Source organism: Bacillus sp. X1(2014) (assembly GCF_007678255.1).
Window position 1 is genome coordinate 74,930 of the sequence record NZ_VEED01000002.1, and the last position, 19,661, is coordinate 94,590.

The 19,661-nt window shown below is 36.5% G+C and carries 20 protein-coding genes; 9 read left to right on the plus strand and 11 right to left on the minus strand.

Annotated elements, in window-relative coordinates:
• Nucleotides 1-7: 7 nt before the first annotated feature.
• From FS608_RS04270 to tuaH, 5 genes are read left to right on the plus strand one after another with little or no spacing between them, the layout of a single operon-like run.
• Nucleotides 8-949 (plus strand): NAD-dependent epimerase/dehydratase family protein, encoded by a 942-nt coding sequence (locus FS608_RS04270; protein ID WP_144548042.1) that lies wholly within the window; start codon nt 8-10, stop codon nt 947-949.
• A gap of 24 nt (nt 950-973) precedes the next feature.
• Nucleotides 974-2,416 (plus strand): teichuronic acid biosynthesis protein TuaE, encoded by a 1,443-nt coding sequence (gene tuaE, locus FS608_RS04275; protein ID WP_144548600.1) that lies wholly within the window; start codon nt 974-976, stop codon nt 2,414-2,416.
• 14 nt (nt 2,417-2,430) lie between these two features.
• Complete coding sequence (locus tag FS608_RS04280) at nt 2,431-3,120, plus strand: hypothetical protein (protein WP_186328600.1); 690 nt, start codon at nt 2,431-2,433, stop codon at nt 3,118-3,120.
• A gap of 11 nt (nt 3,121-3,131) precedes the next feature.
• Entirely contained in the window at nt 3,132-3,890 is a 759-nt protein-coding gene (gene tuaG, locus FS608_RS04285) for a teichuronic acid biosynthesis protein TuaG (RefSeq protein ID WP_144548044.1), read from the plus strand.
• Nucleotides 3,891-3,896: 6 nt separating this feature from the next.
• Complete coding sequence (gene tuaH, locus FS608_RS04290) at nt 3,897-5,063, plus strand: teichuronic acid biosynthesis protein TuaH (protein ID WP_144548045.1); 1,167 nt, start codon at nt 3,897-3,899, stop codon at nt 5,061-5,063.
• A 494-nt stretch (nt 5,064-5,557) separates the two neighbouring features.
• Here the strand turns inward: tuaH and FS608_RS04295 are convergent, their stop codons facing one another.
• The 4 genes from FS608_RS04295 to FS608_RS04310 all read right to left on the minus strand — a co-directional run bounded on the left by FS608_RS04295 (nt 5,558) and on the right by FS608_RS04310 (nt 9,476).
• Nucleotides 5,558-5,728 carry a twin-arginine translocase TatA/TatE family subunit gene (locus FS608_RS04295; protein WP_222127302.1) on the minus strand — a complete coding sequence of 57 codons (171 nt, stop codon included), beginning with the start codon at nt 5,726-5,728 and terminating at the stop codon, nt 5,558-5,560.
• A gap of 385 nt (nt 5,729-6,113) precedes the next feature.
• Nucleotides 6,114-7,466 carry an arsenic transporter gene (locus FS608_RS04300; RefSeq protein ID WP_144548047.1) on the minus strand — a complete coding sequence of 451 codons (1,353 nt, stop codon included), beginning with the start codon at nt 7,464-7,466 and terminating at the stop codon, nt 6,114-6,116.
• A gap of 261 nt (nt 7,467-7,727) precedes the next feature.
• Entirely contained in the window at nt 7,728-8,576 is an 849-nt protein-coding gene (locus FS608_RS04305; RefSeq protein ID WP_144548048.1) for a TIGR03943 family putative permease subunit, read from the minus strand.
• Nucleotides 8,577-8,588: 12 nt separating this feature from the next.
• Nucleotides 8,589-9,476 (minus strand): permease, encoded by an 888-nt coding sequence (locus tag FS608_RS04310; RefSeq protein ID WP_144548049.1) that lies wholly within the window; start codon nt 9,474-9,476, stop codon nt 8,589-8,591.
• Nucleotides 9,477-9,651: 175 nt separating this feature from the next.
• Between FS608_RS04310 and FS608_RS04315 the strand changes: the two genes are divergently transcribed.
• Together FS608_RS04315 and FS608_RS04320 are read left to right on the plus strand one after the other, a co-directional pair.
• A complete protein-coding gene (locus FS608_RS04315) occupies nt 9,652-10,026 on the plus strand; it encodes a DnaJ family domain-containing protein (RefSeq protein WP_144548050.1) in 375 nt (124 codons plus the stop codon).
• 207 nt (nt 10,027-10,233) lie between these two features.
• The gene (locus FS608_RS04320) at nt 10,234-11,085 is read left to right on the plus strand and encodes a D-alanyl-D-alanine carboxypeptidase family protein (RefSeq protein WP_144548051.1); all 852 of its coding nucleotides are present in this window, start codon (nt 10,234-10,236) and stop codon (nt 11,083-11,085) included.
• Between the two features lie 63 nt (nt 11,086-11,148).
• Here FS608_RS04320 and FS608_RS04325 read toward each other — a convergent pair whose 3' ends face one another.
• From FS608_RS04325 to FS608_RS04345, 5 genes are all read right to left on the minus strand, one after another.
• Nucleotides 11,149-11,478 carry a hypothetical protein gene (locus tag FS608_RS04325; protein WP_144548052.1) on the minus strand — a complete coding sequence of 110 codons (330 nt, stop codon included), beginning with the start codon at nt 11,476-11,478 and terminating at the stop codon, nt 11,149-11,151.
• Nucleotides 11,479-11,550: 72 nt separating this feature from the next.
• A complete protein-coding gene (locus FS608_RS04330) occupies nt 11,551-12,723 on the minus strand; it encodes an MFS transporter (protein ID WP_144548053.1) in 1,173 nt (390 codons plus the stop codon).
• A 315-nt stretch (nt 12,724-13,038) separates the two neighbouring features.
• The gene (locus FS608_RS04335; RefSeq protein WP_144548054.1) at nt 13,039-14,676 is read right to left on the minus strand and encodes a PhnE/PtxC family ABC transporter permease; all 1,638 of its coding nucleotides are present in this window, start codon (nt 14,674-14,676) and stop codon (nt 13,039-13,041) included.
• A 1-nt stretch (nt 14,677) separates the two neighbouring features.
• Nucleotides 14,678-15,430, minus strand: coding sequence for a phosphonate ABC transporter ATP-binding protein (locus tag FS608_RS04340; protein WP_144548055.1), 753 nt, complete (start codon nt 15,428-15,430; stop codon nt 14,678-14,680).
• 14 nt (nt 15,431-15,444) lie between these two features.
• Nucleotides 15,445-16,344 (minus strand): putative selenate ABC transporter substrate-binding protein, encoded by a 900-nt coding sequence (locus FS608_RS04345; protein WP_144548056.1) that lies wholly within the window; start codon nt 16,342-16,344, stop codon nt 15,445-15,447.
• 396 nt (nt 16,345-16,740) lie between these two features.
• On the opposite strand from FS608_RS04345, the gene FS608_RS04350 reads away from it, so the two are divergent.
• Both FS608_RS04350 and FS608_RS04355 read left to right on the plus strand, forming a co-directional pair.
• Nucleotides 16,741-17,226, plus strand: coding sequence for a hypothetical protein (locus tag FS608_RS04350; RefSeq protein WP_144548057.1), 486 nt, complete (start codon nt 16,741-16,743; stop codon nt 17,224-17,226).
• Between the two features lie 56 nt (nt 17,227-17,282).
• The gene (locus FS608_RS04355) at nt 17,283-17,564 is read left to right on the plus strand and encodes a hypothetical protein (RefSeq protein WP_144548058.1); all 282 of its coding nucleotides are present in this window, start codon (nt 17,283-17,285) and stop codon (nt 17,562-17,564) included.
• Between the two features lie 116 nt (nt 17,565-17,680).
• On the opposite strand, the gene FS608_RS04360 is transcribed toward FS608_RS04355, so the two are convergent.
• Both FS608_RS04360 and FS608_RS04365 read right to left on the minus strand, forming a co-directional pair.
• Nucleotides 17,681-18,994, minus strand: a complete 1,314-nt coding sequence (locus FS608_RS04360) for a nucleobase:cation symporter-2 family protein (protein WP_144548059.1) — start codon at nt 18,992-18,994, stop codon at nt 17,681-17,683.
• Nucleotides 18,994-19,587: a xanthine phosphoribosyltransferase gene (locus FS608_RS04365; protein WP_144548060.1), complete on the minus strand. Its 594-nt coding sequence runs from the start codon at nt 19,585-19,587 to the stop codon at nt 18,994-18,996. The genes FS608_RS04360 and FS608_RS04365 overlap by 1 nt, the downstream gene beginning before the upstream one ends.
• Nucleotides 19,588-19,661: the final 74 nt, after the last annotated feature.

The window sequence follows — 19,661 nt, forward strand, 5'->3', positions numbered from 1 at the left end:
TTTTCTGATGAGAAGAGTAATAGTGACTGGCGGTGCGGGATTTATTGGCTCCCATATAGTAGAGGAATTACTTCAAAATGATTTCATTGTCACAGTGATTGATAATTTTTCTACAGGTAGACAAGAAAACATCGATCACTTACCTATTGAAGTATATAACCACGACATTACCCATCCTAGTGTCATTGAATTAATTGTTTCTCTTAGTCCAGATTATATTATTCACCAAGCGGCTCAAGTAAGTGTGGCTGAGTCTGTTAAGGACTTTCTATTTGATGAAAAAGTAAATATTAAGGGATCGCTGCACATTATAAAAGCAGCGATTGAATCAAAGGTGAAAAGATTTGTATTTGCTTCGTCTGCAGCGGTGTATGGAAACCCAGTTTCATTACCTGTTACCATTTCACACCCAACTCAGCCGGAATCACCATATGGACTTACAAAGTTATCTGTTGAAAATTATTTAAAAATGTCTTGTGAACTGTTTCAACTGCCATATAGTATTTTGCGCTACAGCAATGTATATGGACCAAGACAAGATGCAAAGGGTGAAGGGGGAGTTGTAGCTATTTTTTCAAATCAACTTACCGAAAACAGAGCACCAATTATTTATGGAGATGGAGAGCAAACGAGAGATTTTATTTTTGTTAAAGATGTGGCAGCTGCAAATGTAAAAGCACTTCATGCAAAGGAAAATATCTGTGTTCAAGTGTCATCTGGCACATGCATTTCTATTAATGAGTTGTTTGAAACGATGAAAGAAGCTGCTGGTTCCAATCTGTACCCAATCTATAAACAAGAACGTTCAGGCGATATTCGACATAGTATTCTTGCCAATGAAGAAACAAAAGCAATACTAAATTGGGAGCCGTCTATCAGTCTTTACGAAGGTTTACATGAGACCCTGCGGTTCTCAAAGGATAAACAACCACTATCACTAAATGGTTAATTTGAAAAAGGAGAAGGAAGTTTGATGCAAAGTAATCCACTAGTTAAACCAGCAACAGGTGTGTCAGCTTTTCTCTTAGTAGGATTTGCCATTGCCTATTCACTTGTTGAAATGCAGATAGAAATGATGATTTTTCTTGGGTTATGGATGATTATCATTTTTACATTGCTTGTAAGAATAAAAGTTATTAATAAACCGCAATTTCCCACCATTATGTATTTATTAGTCATGACAACATTTCTGAATCAATCAGTTCTAAACATTCATGTTGGATTTTTTAGCATATTTTTGTATCGCTTGGTTCTGATCGCAGCAGTTATAGTCTTTTTGTTTCATGCAATGAAAGAAAGGAATCTTCCTCAATTTTGGAATCAAGTAAATGTAAAAGGGATAATGCTTTTTCTACTGTTTTGGATGGCTTATGGATCGGTATCACTACTTTGGGCAAAATCAATTATAGAGGGTATTAAGTCGTTAATTCTTTTGGGTATGGGAATAACGTTTGTCTTTTTGGCCGTCTTTACCTTTAGAAAAATGACTAGTTTGTTCTTGTTTTATGGAATCTGGATGTTTATGACAGTCTTTTTAATGGTGATTGGATTGATCAATCATTTTGCTCACATCCAGCTGCCTACCTCAACTTTATATGGAGGTCCTGAGTATAAGCTGTCATTTCCAACATCTGTTTTCTTTAATCAGAATGATTTTGCCACATTTCTTACTATATCTTTCTTTTTTTATCTATCTTTAACAAAGAATAGTAAATATGTATTTTTGAAAACAACCAGTTTACTTCTGGCCATTATTTGTGTGTATCTCATTTATTTGACAGAATCACGGGCAAGTTTGCTCGGTGTAATGATTGGATTACTTGTTTATATGTTTATCCTTCTTCCGAGATTTTTAAAGAAAATAGCCGTTATTATCGGATCAACCGTATTTCTATTGAGTACGATTGTATTTTTCGGCAAGTTAGTCGATTTGTTTAACGCTTCAACCATTAATCTTAGTAACGGAATGCTTCCATCTAATATAGCAAGATTAAATTTACTGAAGAATACCCTTCACTACATATTAGATAGCTTCGGATTCGGGGTGGGAGCAGGCAATATCTCATTCTATTTAAAAAACGAATCCATCTATCCAACTAATAATGTTGTAGAAGTTCATAATTGGCTTGCGGAAATTATGGGTAATTTCGGAATTGGTATTTTACTTGGTTACATTACTATGTATGCCTATCTTTTCATACGTCTTTATAAATTTTATAGAGTTGGAAGAAATAGAAACCAAAAAGGATTACTTGAAGCGTGTATGTTGGGGCTAATTGGATTTGCTGTTTCGAGTATCAGTCCGAGCTCTATTAGTAATCTATTTTTTCATTGGGTATTTCTAGGATTAGTTATTTCGACGGTTTCTGTGCTTAAAGACACAAAAAATCAACATCAACAAGAAAAATCCTACTAAGGAGCAAGGTTCAAATGGGACATATGATTCAACGTTTAAAAGAAAGAATGAACAAATACTTCTTAATATTATTAGCAACTACCATATTGCTGGGTGTAATTGGATGGCTTCTTCCCGTGGGACAAGAGAAATCAAGTTATACATTAGAAACATCGATATCCTTAGGAAACTATAAGAATCCTGAGTTAAATGATCCTAAACGTGTGATCAGTTTGTTAACAAACGCACCTTTTTATGAAGAACATCGGACATCTCTCTGGGAAGAAAAGTTTGAGGAATTTAGTACAAATTTCCATGTAACGGCAGGACCGGATAACACGATTAATCTTTCTTATACAGGTGATTCAGAGGAAAGCACTGTCCAGGTTCTTAAGGAGATTACAGATGCCTTTATGAACGTCGATAAAAAGAGGTTCCAAAAAAAACAAGAAATCATTCAAGAATCTATCGATGCAATAAAGAATGAAAAAGTAGGCCCTGATGCAAAAGTAGACCAGCAACGTTTCTTATATGAACTTAAGACTGCTAACGACGACATAAGACATGCAGAAATATTAAAACCTGCTGATTTTAATGCACTTGATACTGAAAATAGAGCCTTCAACTCAAAGGAAAGAGCAGTATTAGGGATATTATTGGGCGTAACATTAAGCTTTCTATGGATCGTTTTTCCCGTCATTTCCAAGGAACAGTCATTTGAATAGGAGGTTATTTTATGAGTCCACAGCAGCCACTGATCTCGATAATAACACCTTCATATAATGCAAGTTTATTTATCGAGCAGACAATCACTTCTGTAAGAAAGCAAACCTATCAAAACTGGGAAATGATTATTGTCGATGATTGTTCTTCTGATCATACACCTTATATTTTAGAGCGTATTAAAGAAGAAGATGAAAGAATACATGTCATCTATTTAAATCAGAATGGCGGGGCTGCTGTTGCCCGAAACACAGCTTTACAGCATGCAAAGGGCAGATATGTGGCATTTCTTGATAGTGATGATTGCTGGAAACCAGAAAAATTACAAAAACAGCTTTCTTTCATGCAAACTAACAACTATGCTTTTACATTTACCCGTTACGAACTTATAACAAATGAGGGAGTATTGTTGAACAAACAGATACCTGCCCCTGCGGAAATTTCGTACGATGATATGTTAAAGAATACGATTATTGGATGCCTAACAGTCATGATTGATCGGCAGCTAGTAGGCAATATTCAGATGCCTAACATACGAACAAGACAGGATTTAGCTACCTGGCTTTCCATATTAAAAAAAGGAATCAATGCATACGGATTAAATGAAAATTTAGCGGAGTACCGAATAGGAAATCCATCTATTTCAAGAAACAAGTGGAAAGCAGCAAAGATGAATTGGTTTGTGTATCGCAAAGTTGAAAACCTAAATGTAATCAGAGCTTTTTGGTGTTTTTCACATTATGCCTTTCATGCTGTACTAAAAAGAATATAAAAAGGGATGGGACAAATGAAGAGTATCCATATCATGGTGGCAACAGGGGAGTGGACACAGGACCAGTTACGGTACCGAAGACATCGGCTTGCTGAATTCCTACAGAATCATCCTGAAACAAAAGAGGTCATCTGGTTATGTCCGACGCCGACACAAAAAAAGGAGCCGTACACTACATTGTCAAATGGAATAAAACAATGGACGATTCAAGATGTATTACCACATAAAGTGTTTCGGTTTGGGCGCTATATTGATCAATTTCATAAAACTAAGCTGCAGCCATTATTTCAATATTTAAAAGAAGCTCAGGAAAAGTATACTGTTAATTTATGGTATACTTTTCCTGGATTCCCCTTACTTTCAGACAGCTTTTCTTGGAATACAGTTATTTATGATTGCAGTGATTTATGGACATCTCCGATCAATGGGAAAAACTCAATCATAGCAAATTTTAGAAGGAACATCATATCTAGAGCAGAAAATCGAATAATACAAAGGGCAGATAAGATCACATGTACCTCTGAATATCTAAGTACAAGAGTAGTAGAAAAGTTAGGTTCGAAGGAAAAGGTGTTCACCTTTGAAAATGGGGTAGAATTTGACTTATTTGCGAACAATTTAATACAAATGGAGGATGTTATACCTAATCATTTTAATGGTACGGTTTTAGGATTTATCGGGGGAATTAAACCGAAACTGGATTTTGATTTGATAAAGGAGGCAGCACAAAAAAAACGAGAGTGGCTTTTTCTATTTGTTGGTCCAGATGGTACGAATGATCATCCAAAATTTAAAGAATTATTAACTGAGAGGAATGTTTTATGGACTGGCAGTGTCGCACCTTGCGATGTCCCCAAATATATGAACTTAATTGATATTGGAATCATGCCATACAAATCATCTCAATATAATCAAGCTGTCTTTCCATTAAAGTTATTTGAATTTTTGGCAGCGGGGAAGTCGGTACTTGGCATGCATTTGCCCTCTACGAAAAAATATGCTGAGGAATCTATTTATGCTCATTTAGATACCAATAATACGAACCAATTTATTAAGATATGCGAACAATTAGAAGGCACTATAAATGATGAGCTTCTTATAAGCAGGCGAAAGAAACTTGCTAAATCAAAGAATTGGAATGAAGTATTTGAGGACATGTTCTTATTAGTTTAGAACAACATAGTAAGTTTTCAAGCAAAGAGACCCAAAAGGGTTTCTTTTTTGTTTATTAGTCAGTGGGTATAAGGTATGGATATGGCAAAGGTGCGGAAATTTAGGTGAAGGTCACTAAATGAACAGATACATCAATCGCAAAATAACCTTTCAATGTCTATTTGATTTTGATTTAAAAAAAGAGTAATAAAAAATCCGAATAAAGGCTACTGAGATATAGATTAGAAACAGAATATTTAGAAAATTATTCATACAACTACCTCCCAATTTGAAAATTACTTATTAAAATGAACCATTGATTAGGAATTGCTATAGTTACATTTTATCCAGTAAATACTAAGAAATAGTTGATTGGATGTTAACCTTTTGTAAAGTATTGTTGTAAATATTTTATTGCTATTGAGGTGTGTTTAGTACAGGTCCAATATATTTTAAAGTGAAGACACAAAAAAACCAAGAGTAATCATAAGGCGTTACTCTTGGTTATCTGAGAACTATTCTTTCTCCATGTTATCAATATATTTTTTATATTTAATTTTTACTTTCTTATGAAAAGTACCAGCTGCACGACCAAGGTTAGGGAGTATTTTTGGCCTGAACAAAATTAATGAAATGAAAATAATCGCTATTGTACCACTAAGCCCTATATTTGCCAATGCAAGCACCACTTAATGTATAATTTAATTACTCAAAAAACCACCTCAATTTAAATTAAATTATCTACCTGAAAAATTAGGAAATTAATAATAAAAAGATTAGAATTTGATGAGAACCTTTGAATGATTACATCCATTACATCTCAAACAGTAAGGTTTAACGTATTAATGAAAATTTTTACAATATAGAACAAAAATGAGGAAAATACATATATTTATAATAAGTAGTAAGTCTCATAAAAAAAGACCGTGAGCTGAAGACACGGTCTAAAAAACAACTAAAGTAGTGAATGATTAATCCAACCTCGTCGGACAAAACAGGATGGATTTTTCTTTGTGCCCATTTTTTGGCTCAACTGAATAACACCTTTCTATCTGTTATTAAAATCATTTTTTAGTTCTGAAGTGTTCCACCAAAAAGCCAAGAAACCCAATAATATAGAACTACTAAGGTAAACAAGGTAGCTGGTGGGATAACAACGAAGGTTATTTTCATATACTGCCACCAACTAATCATGACTTTTCCTTTCCTTACAATATTCATCCACATTAACGTGGCCAGCGTTCCCATTGGTAGTAGTAATGATCCCATATCACTTCCTATGACATTGGCAAGATAGGATATTTTTAAACTGAGGAGAGGGAGATCCATATTTGTTAAAGTTAGTGTGCCAACCATTAGGGCAGGGTGATTATTAAATATGTTCGAAAGAACGGATAACAAGACACCCATTAATACACTGGCATTAAGCAGGCTTCCTGATACCATTGGACGCATGAATTGGATTAACCAGTCTGTTAAACCGATATTATTTAGACCGTATATAATCACATACATACTAAAAGCGAAAACGAGGATATACCACGGTGTTTTTTTCACCATATCTGTTGGAGGTATTTTTAAATATGCCCATCTCCAACCTAAAAGGACAAGGGAGCCAAAAACTGCCATAAGCGAAACTGGGATAGACAGAAACGATGCGACAAAGAGGCTGACACGAACCGCAAAGACAAATAGGAGAACGTTTCTCATAAATCTAGATCGGGCTTTCTCAGAAGCATGTTTCAGTGAACTTGGCTTAAGTGGATTATAAGAAGAGTGTGAAAGCCCAGTTACCTTAGTAGGGATCGTTTTTGGCAAGACCTTTTTGAAGCGAAGAAACAAAAGCCAAGTCAGTAAAAGTAAACCCAAAGTTGCAGGCACAAACATCATCGCCGTATGCAAGTACAAACTCATGTGGACGATTTTTAGGGCGATTAGATTGACAATATTACTTACCCCAATTGGCGCACTTGAAGCGGTCGCAATTAATGCACCAGAAAGCAAATAAGGAATTTTTTGGTAGTTTTTTAAGCCCATATTGTTTAGCAGTATAACTAATATTGGTGTTGTAATTAAAATACTTCCGTCGTTATTAAAAAAGAGTGTCATTAAAAAACACAATAGATTGACATACCAGAATAATCGAATACCGGACCCTTTTGCTTTTTCAGCAAGCTTTTCTGCCATCCAATTAAAGAACCCGAAACTCTCTAAGACAATCGCCATTACAATTGTCGCCATTATGGTAATCGCAGCACCACTGATGGTTTCCGCAATTAGACCGAGGTCAGATAATGTAACACTTCCACTTAAGATGACAACTATCGCACCAATCATAGCCGGGATTGCTTCATTAATACCTCGGGGTCTCCAAAAAATAAATATTAGGGTGAATAAGAAGGAAGCTATCGTTAACCAAACCATTGAATATATTTTCTCCTTTCGAAAGCTAGAATTTCATGAAATGAACCATGAGACAACTTTACCTCCACCTTTTTCATCCGCATCTATCCCTCCATTCCATCTATCCCTCTTGTGATTTTGTACTGTATGTATATGTATCACAGCTAAGACAGGCTTTAGGTTTGTACCTGTTTTTCACGAATTTCCGCTGAAGTCTATGAAATAAATCAGAAACAGAAAAGGTATCAACAGAAAGAGCCACCGAAAATTCGGTGGCTCTCATTAATATCCTCTAAAAACATATTCTTCTTTTGGAGCAGAAGTAGTTGACCAATCTTCGACCTTTAAGTAAGGTATGTTTGTTTTAAAAGGCTGATAATAAATGGTTGATATTTTCCCCTTGACGGTGACCCATTCATCGTTTTTCAATTTCGTGCCATCTGGCATTTCAACCATCATTCCAAAGACACCAGAATCAGCAATACAATGAATGACACCAAATCTGAAGACAAAGAGCTGGTTTTTATTGACTGTTTCCGAATCATTAAACACGAACCCTTTAAACTCAATTTCTTTACCAAGAAAATCACCAGGGAAGTTGTAAATTGTTTCCATCCCTTTTAAATAATTTTTATCATTTAAAATGATCGTTTCTTTGTTTACGTACTTTTTCTTTTCTTTATTCATTAACATATCATAATCTTCTTTTCCATAATACACACTCGTATCTGGACGCAAAAATTGCTGCTGCATAAAGGAGTCTCCTTTTCCTTCATCATAAATAGGAAAATGGAATCCTTTTGCTTTTACAATATTTGAATCAAGGGTTGCAATTGGAAAAAATAAGCCTGAAATGATTGGAAAGGCGAATATCGGATATATAAATAGCTTTTTATACCATTTGTTTTCTTTCGAATGATTATGCCCACAATGATCATGGTCACAAGATGCTTCTTTTGACTCACTTTTGCTAAGCATACAAATTTGAACGATTGTTAACACAAGTAACGCATAACCAGCAGTGGCAGAAAGATAAGAGTATTTCATGTTGATATATTTATTAATATCCCCGGTAAGATGCATTTGAAAAATTAAATAAGTAAACCCAATTAATATTAAACTTCTTATCATAGTTCCAACTCCTTAAAACAGTAAAGAGTAAACAAAAACAACAACGAACACAGATGATACAATCATAAATACGAGCCGCTTTTTAAATGTTGCCAGCATCATCATTAGATTTTTAATATCGACCATTGGCCCAAACACAAGAAAGGCTAATAATGAACCAGTTGAAAAGGTTGTTCTAAAAGACGAGGCAATAAAAGCATCAGCTTCGGAGCAAAGAGAAAGAATAAAAGAAAGACCCATCATCACGATCGAGGATGATGCTTGGCCCTGACCGATCGACACTAGCGTCGATGTCTTAATATATGTTTGAACAGCTGCTGCGATTAGTGAACCAATAATTAAATACTTACCCATGGAGAAGAATTCTTCCACAGCATGTTCCAAGGTCTGCCAGATTTTCTTAAAAAATGGTGTCGCTTTTCCATCTGAATGGTGATGATGGATATGTTCCTTAAAAGGGCTGCCCTTAAATCGAAAAGCAATCAAAATTCCAACGATAAGAGCAACAAAGATGGCACCAATCGCGCGATAAAACGCCATCTTCCAATCACTCCCGAATGCAATAAACGTTGCAAATAAGACTACTGGATTGATAATCGGCGCAGTCAGCATAAAGGCTATGCCCGCGGAGATCGGGACCCCTTTTGAAACAAGTCTGCTAACAATTGGAACAATCCCACATTCACACGAAGGAAATAAGATACCTAGGAAACTGGCAAAGATTACAGCTAAAACTTTATTTTTAGGCATGATTTTTGCGATCATTTCTTCAGTAACAAAGATTTGAATGATTCCTGATATTAATACACCAAGAGTCACGAATGGCAGAGCTTCAATTAAGATTGAAATAAAAATGGTATTCATCTGTAAAAAAGATTGCGGTAAAGTTATACCGAACATAATAGTCCTCCTATAATACAAGACTGATGGAGACTACTATACTCTCATCCTATCCATTCGTCCAACGAAAAATCTGGAATATGCAATAATTAGACCAATAATAGGATTTCTATTTTATGTTTTACCATTTTACATCCAAATAGTTTAAAATAGAAAATAATAAGGAGGGGTGTCAATGGACTTATTCTCAAGAATAGCTGAAGATAAAATAAAAGAAGCGATTAAAAATGGTGAGTTCGAAAATCTACCTGGGATGGGTAAACCATTGGATCTGAAAGATGATCTGCCAGGGATGAACGCCGAAATGAAAATGGGGTACCGTATGCTTAAGAATGCTGGATTCATTTCAGATCAAGTAGATTTACGGAAAGAATTGATTACCCTAAATGATCTGATTTCTGCTGCCACAGATGACGATGAAATCAACAGGTTACAAGAAAAATTAACACGAAAACAGCTTCAGTTTGAAAAAATAATGGAACAAAGAAGAAAAAATACGAATGTACGTTTTGGCAGTTATGCGGAGAAAATTTATGGAAAAATGAAATAAGAAACGGATAGCATCACAAAATCTTCGAAAATGAATCCTCAAAAATGAGCAGCTCCTCATTTAAAACTTTCTCTGAGTTTTTTAATTACTTGTATTTTTCGAGCTGATGGCTATACGCTATCAGCTTTTTTTGTTTGCTACTTTTGCTAAAAATGGAACAAAATAAATGCAAGTAGTTAATGGGTGAAAAATGGAGGTACATACAATATGTCTGACATCAGGAAGATCGTTATAACACCATTGTTAGTGCTTTTTCTTATTGTTGGAATCGTATCGAATAGGGTCAGTGCTAATGAGACAGAGACCCCCAATATTGTGGGTGAATTTGGTGTTGCCATAGACGCAATGACAGGCGAGATTCTTTACAGTAAAAATGCTCATTCAAAAGCGTATCCTGCGAGTATGACTAAAGTATTAACGGCCACAATTTTGGATGAACAAATGAAAGAAGGGGAATTGTTAAAGGTTAGTTCTCATGCGGCAAATCAAGAATGCCTTTGTTTGGGGCTTACAGCAGGCGAGATACTATCGAAGCAAGACGCAATGAAAGCTCTTTTACTGTTAAGTGCAAATGATGTCGCCGTAACAATTGCTGAGAACGTAGCTGGAAGCGAAGAAGGATTCGCCGAGCTTATGAATCAGAAGGTCAAGAAATGGGGCCTTAAAAATACTCATTTTGTTACACCAAATGGGCTTCATGATCCAAACCATTATACATCCCCCTATGATATGGCTATCATCACGAAAGAAGCAATTAAACATCCCAATGTCCTAAAGGTTATGAATACACGAACGACAATGATTAAAACAAACAAGAAAGAAAAAACAATTAGAAATCTATTTAAGTTTCAAAGGATCCCGTACTCGATTACTGGTAAACCAGGGTTTACAAATGCAGCTCAACATACACTTTTGGAATATTTGAAACAAGGAAATAAGGAAATCATCTCGGTTGTCATGAAAACCGATAAACAGTCAAAATACAGCGATATTCAAACCATGGCAAACTTTTCATTTGCCCATATGAAATCAGCAAACAAGGTACCGGAAGGAAGGTAGTCGAGAAGACCTGCTTAAAGCGAATCATCGGACTACATAAAAATGACCGCTTTGTCAGCGGTCTTAATGTTGTTCTTGGTCATTCCAATATTGTAGAGTGTCGATTTTACCTGTCGGCTCACTTTTTAATACATTACCATCTTTGTCTTTGTAAACCTCGTACTCCTGGTACGTTTCTACGATATAGCCATCTACCTTTTCGATTTTTTCTAGTTTTTCCTCCAAAACTGGAACATCCCTTGAAGGCTCAACTTCAACAGGCTGTGCCATCACAGGTTGGTCAGCTGAATAAGTTACGTCTTTATTAATAAATGAGTAAGGTGAATCAAGATACGCTGCAAAACCTAAGGTGACCAATAAGCAAAAAATACTAATTAGGGTTTTTAATTTCATAAACTGGGCTCCTTTTTCACTTACATCCTCGTAACCCATTTTATGCATGTCCTAAAAACATATACCTATTGTTTAGTTTTGTATATTTGTTGATTTTACAGAAGCGATTTGCGGTCGAAAGAGTAGAAATAGAATAAATGCAGCTATGGAAAAAATCGCACCAGATATATAAGGGAGCCCGATGGCCAGTGAAAACAACCATCCTCCAAGTGGAGGACCAATAATTCTGCCAAGAGAGTCAAAAGAAGATAGTAGGCCAGTTGAACTTCCATATCCTGCGCTTGACGTTTTCGTAATTAGAGAAGAGACACTTGGACGAATAACTCCATTTCCTAAACCAAATATGGTTAGAAAAAGGGCTGCAGTGGCAAAACTATTCACCCACAAAATCAAAGCAAATCCAAGCGCAGAAACAATGATACCCGACTGGATAACCATCCTCTCCCCGTATTTCTTTGTCAATCTCCCCACTAGACCACCCTGAACAATTGCACTTCCAAATCCCATGATCATAAAAATATACCCCAGTTGAGTGGCATCCAAATCTGCCTTTTTAGCAGCAAAGTAGGCAAAGGTTGCTTCCAAACCAGAAAGGGATAAAGAAATTAATAATTGCACTAGATATAGTACGGTAACTGCTCCGCTAAGCGCCTTCCAAAATGAGGGCTTTTTTTTCGTAACCGCTTCGTTTTTCTGTTTTGATTCTTTGAGCAAAAGGAAAACAAGAATCAAAGTGATGAAAGATGAACCACAAGCAAGATAAAAGGGCATATTCAAGCTAAATTTTGAGAATATACCACCGATTGCTGGACCGAAAACAAAGCCCAAGCCCGTTGCTGCACCGATAATCCCCATTCCTTTGCCGCGATTCTCTTCAGTGGTGATATCGGCAACATAGGCCATTGCGGTAGGCATATTAGCGGAGGAAAGAATCCCACCTATAATTCTTGCAGCAAATAACATCCAAAGCTCTGTCGACAATGCTTGAATAAGAAAGGAAATACCAAGTCCAGCAATTCCAATCATCATCACTGGCTTTCGCCCAATTCGGTCGGAAACTTGTCCCCACAATGGAGCGAAAATGAGCTGCATGAGCGAATATACCGCCATAAGTAAACCTAGTTCAGTTGGGTTCGCCCCAATTTCTTCGGCATAGAATGGTAAAACTGGAATGATAATTCCAAATCCCACCATAACCAAGAACATTACAATAAATAAAATTGGTAAAGCGGACTTTGATTGCAAAAAATTTTCACTCCTAGATGACTTTTAAAGTCGTTTATATTACTTTTTCTTCCTATCAATAGGATAATGGAAATGTTTATAGAAAAACAAGTCTCTTGCATCAATTATTTCCTTGGTTGGAAATAGTATGCAATGCTGCTTAACTAGCCTGACTATTGATTTATCAAACTTTTAGCAAAAAGATAGTATAACCTAAGCTAATTGCTAGCAAATGATAGCATCCCGATAAATGACTTACCGTCAAACCAGCCTCGGAAACGGAAATGTGTTTAATGCAAAAAAAAACACCATTCCATCCCCGGAACGGTGTTTCTCTTATTTCACTGCCTTTCTAGTACTTTCTGATGTAAAGTCAGCAATAATGACTAGAATCATATAACAAATTAGTAACAAGGTAATCTCTGTATAGTGGAAATAACTCATTGCCAGCTTAAACTCCATTCCAAGACCACCCGCACCAACAAAACCAACAACAATGGTTGTTCTCATAATGACTTCCCAGCGATAAAGAATATAAGTGAGAAATCGCGGTAACACCGTGGGCAGAATACCGTAGAAAAAAATCTGAATTTTCGATGCACCTGCAGATGCTAAATTCCTTATTGGCCGCGGGTCCATATCCTCAATCACTTCAGCCCAGAGTTTACCGAGTATCCCGAAGTTGTGGAGTGCCAGAGCAATCGCCCCAGGCAATAACCCTGGTTTAAAAATAAAAATAATCATCATTGCCCAAACTAACTCAGGGACAGAACGGGAGAAGATATAAATGATCCGGACAATTCCATAAAGAATCCAGTTATACCACTTCTTTGAAGAAGTTAACCCCCCATTAGCTATATTTCTTGCTGCTGGTATCACCGTTAAGAAGGCAGCGATGGTCGCAAACCCAATCGCCATAATACTCATTTCCAATGTTTCAAGCGTGAGTTTCAGAGCGGCGGCCCAACTGCCAGCGTTGAAGAAAGCAGGGTTAGTATCATTTAATCCGATCAGACCACTGAAGAACTTTTTCGCATATTCAATGTTTTTATCAGACAATAATTCAAATAATTGAGCATTCTCAGCAACTGTGATAAATCCCCATGAACAAATCACTAAAAGTAAGGTGAAGAGAAGAGATAGCCAACCAGGACTGAATCCCTTTCGGCGTTTCCGCTCTATTAATCCTTTACGAACGAAATTACTCCAAATATCTACGAATATGACAAGTGCAATGAGACAAAAAACATATGACCAGACTTGATCGTATTTCAAATCAGCAAGTGATAATTGAATTTGGTAGCCTAGACCACCGAGTCCAACAAAACTCATAATGGCAGAGGACCGAATCGCACATTCAAAGCGGTACATCGTATAACTGATCATGTCGGCCCAAACCAAGGGAAAATAGCCATAAAAGAGTATTTGCAGTTTGGATGCTCCCGCTGATTTTAATGCTGTAATTGGCTGCTCAGGAACATCATTTAACATGTCTGCAAAAATTCGGCCAAGGATTCCTCCGTATGGAATTGCTAGGGCTAATATAGCTGCATAAGGGGACAGACCTACGGCAGCAACGAAAAGCCAAGCCCATATTAACTCATGAATTGAACGCGTGAACCCTAATATTCCCCTAAAAAATAGTTTAGATGTTAACCGGGCAACTCTGCTTGAGGTTAACGTTCCAGAGGCAAGAACACCGACTATTAGTGCATAAATAATGGCAAGTAACATTCCGGCAACCGCATATGCTAGCGTTATCCAAGCAGATTCAAGTCCCTTCATTAGTACCTCAGCAGACAGGTCCGGTTGAATGAGCCCTTCAAATATTTGCAACAGCGTTGGTATTCCACCAGCATGGAATAGATCGGAGTTCCATTGTATTGAAAACAAGCTCCACACGAATACAGCTGCCAAAAGTAACGTGAGAAGGGGGCGATGATACATTTCGAAAACTGATTTTCGTCCCAACATCTTAGCCTTGCTCCTTTAACCGATAAAGTTCTGCTAACAAATCATCTGTTACTTTATCAGTCGGTAAATCAAAAAGGATTTCTCCATTTTTAAGGGCGATGATCCTAGTAAAATATTTACGAGCGTATTCGACGGAATGTAAACTCGCGATTAATGTTTGTTTTTGCTCTGAAACGATTTTGATCAGCATGGCTAAAACATCTTCCGCCCGTGCCGGGTCAAGGGAGGCTACGGGCTCATCGGCTAGGATCACTTCCGGTTTTTGCACCATTAATCTTGCCATTGCGACACGCTGTTGTTCTCCTCCAGATAAAGTGGACGTTATTTCAAATATCTTATCTGAAAGGCCAACTCTTTCCAGTGCTTTTTGAGCAATTTCTTTTTCTCGAGGTACGAGTAACGAGAAGAGGGATTTTAAAACACCCCAATCAGCTAAACGTCCTGCCAAGACATTATGAATGACGGCAATGGACCCAATTAAATCAAATTGTTGGCGAATAACGCCAACTTTTTTAGCAAAAATCTTGCCTTTTTTATAGGATGATATTGGTTCGCTATCGATCAGTAGTTCCCCGTTTTGAATTGGCACGAGTCCGGCAATGGAATTTAATAATGTGGTTTTACCCGCTCCGCTTGGACCAATTAATGCGACCAATTCACCTTGCAAAATAGAAAAAGAAAGGGAAGATAAGGCTATCTTCCCCTCAAAATGTTTCGATATATTTTTTGCTTCAATCATTGTTTTTGAAGACATTCTTTCGACACCTACTACTTAATAATCTGTAACTCTTTCGCTACTTGTTCAATCTTTTTATAATTGTCGTTTTTTGTTTCGACAAAGCTGTCAGTTTGGAATAAATCCGCAATTTCCTTTTGGTCTCCAGTAATGGATAAAAGGGCATCTTTAACTTTTTGTTTTGTTCCTTTACCAAAGACATCTTCGACATTGCTATTGATCGTCCAGTTATAGTCATAGTAAGCAGGAGTGGTATAGAAAACTTTTACTTTTTTCGTATCCACTTTGCCTTCTTTTACAGCTGCTTCCCAAACGGCCTCATTTAATGCGCCTGCTTTAAAGGCACCTGATTCAATTAACTTATATGTCGTATCATGTGAACCAGAGAAGTTTGGCTTGCCATCAAAATCTGTATTGGCATCGATTCCAGCTTCTGATAAAAAGTACCGTGGCATTAAGTGGCCGGAAGTGGAACTTTCGCTGCCAAATGTAAAAGATTTGCCTTTTAGATCTTCTAGCTTAGAGATATTTTCAGAAGACTGGGTAATAAAGACAGAATGAAACTCAGCGTCACGAGGTCGTTGAACAATTGACTCAGCGTCAGGAACAAGGTTTCTAGCCTGTACACTTGTTAAACCGCCAAACCAAGCCATATGAATTTCACCTCGTTGGAAACCAGTTACAAGTGCTGCGTAATCAACTGACGGTACAAATTCCACTTTCATTCCCGTCTTTTCGCTAAGATACTCCGCAACAGCAGTCATACCTTTATCTAAATCTGCAGCATTTTGGTCAGGGATGGCCCCAATCTTAAACACTTCTTTTGTTGTCGTTTCTTTCTTTCCTTCACTTGTTTTTTCATTACTTTGTCCACAAGCTGCTAACGAAAATACAATCATAACAAGAATAAGAGCTGAAAGCCATTTTTTCACAATAATTCCACCTTAGTTTTTAAATAGATTCTCTGTACTTTTAGAATTATACTTAAATGTTTATTTTTAATAAATTCATTAAATCGATTTAAACTATCATTAATAATCGGTTTTTCCGATAAGACAAACAAACAGAAATACAAGGTAAACCAAGTGATATCAAGAAAAACCCATGCAAAAAAGCAGGGGTGTGAAATATTTCTTAAACTGATAATTGTGACCATTCTTCGACATTCCGCACTTTTGATTTCTAAAGATTCAACTAGATTCTTTAGTAGAAATAAACATTAAATTTTGTTGGAAATAGTGATTTCTCTAATAATGGATTCGTGAATTTTTTACATTGAATAATATGCCTAATGATCTGGGCAAAATATTAAGAAAAAGGAATTAGATATGATTGGATTACTAATTGCCATTATTTCATTTAATTATTTTGCTTTTAAGAAAAATAAAAGTCTAACTAGTAATCAAATTGTCCATATTTGGACATTCACTATCGCTTTCCAAGTATTGTTTGATGTTATGGTTGAATTCAAATACCATGGATACTGGTATTTTGATAAGGAAATTGATTGGGAGGGATTGCTTCCACATATATTTTTAGTGCCCGCAGCAAATATGATTTTTTTAAATTGGTATCCCTTTAAATCAAAAATAATAAAGAAGGCGTTTTATATTATCATTTTTGTCATTGTGATTTTGATTTATGAAGCGATCACCTTGCTGCCTGCTCCGTGGGGCTTCTTCCATTATGGATGGTGGGAAATTTGGTATGCTGCCATTCTTGATCCGATTTTACTACTTATTTTATTAGGATATTATAAGTGGATTTGCAAATTAGAAAAAAATGCTTATAACTCTTCAAAAGTACAGGAATGAATACTTAATGAGCTGCATTCGCGACTCTTTTCTTTTTGCTGTATTTTTTTATGAAGATGTTTAAACAAATGATTAACCTTGTCCATATAATAGTAAAAAGAGGGGAAGAGGTGAATAGTTTGGCCATCAATCAAGAGGGAATATCAATTGGTACCATTTCTGGAGGGATTGTAAACTTTGGTGGTGCTGTGTGTATTAGTCCAATAACGATCACAAATACAAATTCAGATTCTGAAAGTGATGATAAAAAAACAAAAATAACTACAAGATCAAGATTAAATTCCACAACAAAAAGAAACATAACAGAGCTGTTGGAAATGATTAAGGCGATGCTTTAAATAGCATCGTTTTTTGCTAATTTTCCGCGCTTTTTTATGATCATTTAAATAGGGGGAGTAAAAAAGAAAGGACGATACCTTTTTTAGTATCGTCCTTTAACATTATTTTTCTATTATTAAGAGGCAATTTGATTATTTACTTCATTTACTTCCTGCATTTGCTTTTTTGACTTTGTTACATTTAGAACAATATTTAAAAATATAGCAGTTAGACTTCCTGTAACAATCCCGCTGCTAGTAAGGATTTTTACTCCTTCTGGCAGGTGGGCAAACATATCCGGTACGGCCGTTACGCCCATACCCATCCCGACAGAACATGCAATAATTAATAAATTTTCTTGTGATGAAAAATCTACGTTTCCGAGCATTTTAATTCCATAGGCAATGACCATTCCAAACATCGCCACCATGGCACCGCCAAGTACGGGTGTTGGAATAACGGTCGTGAATGCCGCGATTTTCGGAATAAACCCAAGAAATACTAACATTCCGCCCATTGCATAAATGACGTTATTACTTTTTACTCCTGAGAGTTGGACCAAGCCTACATTTTGAGAGTAGGTAGTATAAGGAAATGCATTAAACACGGCACCTATGATAGAGGCGAGACCTTCCGCACGATAACCTCTAGATAAATCCTTCTCCGTTAATTTTTTCCCAGTGATATCACTTAGGGCGAAATAAACACCAGTTGATTCTACCATGCTCACAATGGCAACAAGAGTCATCGTAAGGATTGGAGTCCATTCAAAGGTAGGTGTTCCAAAGTAAAATGGCTTCACCATGTGGAACCATGAAGCGTCAGCTACTGCTGAAAAGTTCACTTTCCCCATTAAAGTTGCAGCTAATGTACCGCCAATTAATCCAAGTAAGATGGAAATGGAACGAATAAAACCCTTTGTAAAACGGTAAAGCAAGATAATAAATAGCAACGTTCCGAAAGCTAAGCTGATATTTGAAAGGCTGCCAAAATCAGGGCTTCCTTGACCACCAGCGATGTTATTCATCGCAACAGGGATAAGCGTAATCCCAATAATAGTTACAACAGAGCCAGTAACAACAGGTGGAAAGAACTTAATTAACTTTCCAAAGAATTGAGAAATTGCAATGACTATGAGTCCAGAAATAAGAATTGAACCGTAGATAGCAGAAATCCCAAACTGTCCGCCAATAGCAATCATTGGTCCAACTGCTGTAAAGGTACAACCAAGGACAATCGGTAAGCCAATACCAAAAAAGCGATTCTTCCAAACTTGTAAAATGGTTGCAATCCCGCACATTAAGATATCAATCGATACTAAATAGGTTAATTGTTCTCCTGAAAATTTAAGTGCTCCTCCAACAATGAGTGGAACGATGACCGCTCCCGCATACATGGCTAATACATGTTGAATTCCAAGTGAGGTAATTTTTAATGGATGTTGTTTCATTAGATTAATTCCTCCACATTTTCATTGATAAATGTCACTTCTCCGTTTGAAAGTGAGGCAACCCTCGCTAAGGATTCAACTCTTAAACCTAAGTCTTTCAATTTTTGAGCACCATGCTGAAATGATTTTTCGATGACAATGCCAATTCCAGCAACGTTCGCACCGCTTTGTTGAACTATTTTTACTAAACCAAGTGCAGCTTCTCCATTAGCTAAGAAATCATCAATGATGAGGACGCGATCACTTTCATTCAAGTATTTGTTGGAAACTGAAATTTCGTTTGTTTCATTTTTTGTAAATGAATGGACTGACGCTGTAAGTAAATCATCGACTAACGTCAACGATTTTCTTTTCCGTGCGAATACGACTGGAACGTTTAAATATAAACCGGCCATAACGGCAGGGGCTATGCCTGAAGATTCAATTGTTACAATCTTGGTAATACCATCATCTGCAAATAATCTAGCAAACTCTTTTCCAATTTCCAGCATTAGTTGCGGGTCGATTTGATGGTTTAAAAACGAATCGACTTTTAACACATGATCCGATAAAACCTTTCCATCCGCACTAATTTTCTCTTCTAGTAATCTCATGATTGATAACTCCTTATAAAAAAATAAAAGCCCAAAAGTCATAGCCTCACCATAAAATAATTGAGTGAAGTAAT

Excerpts from the sequence above, each read along its gene's own strand:
- FS608_RS04365 (WP_144548060.1), bottom strand. The coding sequence starts at position 19,587 with ATGAGATTACTAGAAGAGAAAATTAGTGCGGATGGAAAGGTTTTATCG.
- tuaE (WP_144548600.1), top strand. The coding sequence starts at position 974 with ATGCAAAGTAATCCACTAGTTAAACCAGCAACAGGTGTGTCAGCTTTT.
- FS608_RS04335 (WP_144548054.1), bottom strand. The coding sequence starts at position 14,676 with ATGTTGGGACGAAAATCAGTTTTCGAAATGTATCATCGCCCCCTTCTC.
- tuaH (WP_144548045.1), top strand. The coding sequence starts at position 3,897 with ATGGGACAAATGAAGAGTATCCATATCATGGTGGCAACAGGGGAGTGG.
- FS608_RS04340 (WP_144548055.1), bottom strand. The coding sequence starts at position 15,430 with ATGTCTTCAAAAACAATGATTGAAGCAAAAAATATATCGAAACATTTT.
- FS608_RS04280 (WP_186328600.1), top strand. The coding sequence starts at position 2,431 with ATGGGACATATGATTCAACGTTTAAAAGAAAGAATGAACAAATACTTC.
- FS608_RS04350 (WP_144548057.1), top strand. The coding sequence starts at position 16,741 with ATGATTGGATTACTAATTGCCATTATTTCATTTAATTATTTTGCTTTT.
- FS608_RS04310 (WP_144548049.1), bottom strand. The coding sequence starts at position 9,476 with ATGTTCGGTATAACTTTACCGCAATCTTTTTTACAGATGAATACCATT.
- tuaG (WP_144548044.1), top strand. The coding sequence starts at position 3,132 with ATGAGTCCACAGCAGCCACTGATCTCGATAATAACACCTTCATATAAT.
- FS608_RS04360 (WP_144548059.1), bottom strand. The coding sequence starts at position 18,994 with ATGAAACAACATCCATTAAAAATTACCTCACTTGGAATTCAACATGTA.
- FS608_RS04315 (WP_144548050.1), top strand. The coding sequence starts at position 9,652 with ATGGACTTATTCTCAAGAATAGCTGAAGATAAAATAAAAGAAGCGATT.
- FS608_RS04325 (WP_144548052.1), bottom strand. The coding sequence starts at position 11,478 with ATGAAATTAAAAACCCTAATTAGTATTTTTTGCTTATTGGTCACCTTA.
- FS608_RS04320 (WP_144548051.1), top strand. The coding sequence starts at position 10,234 with ATGTCTGACATCAGGAAGATCGTTATAACACCATTGTTAGTGCTTTTT.
- FS608_RS04355 (WP_144548058.1), top strand. The coding sequence starts at position 17,283 with ATGTTTAAACAAATGATTAACCTTGTCCATATAATAGTAAAAAGAGGG.
- FS608_RS04300 (WP_144548047.1), bottom strand. The coding sequence starts at position 7,466 with ATGGTTTGGTTAACGATAGCTTCCTTCTTATTCACCCTAATATTTATT.
- FS608_RS04270 (WP_144548042.1), top strand. The coding sequence starts at position 8 with ATGAGAAGAGTAATAGTGACTGGCGGTGCGGGATTTATTGGCTCCCAT.
- FS608_RS04305 (WP_144548048.1), bottom strand. The coding sequence starts at position 8,576 with ATGATAAGAAGTTTAATATTAATTGGGTTTACTTATTTAATTTTTCAA.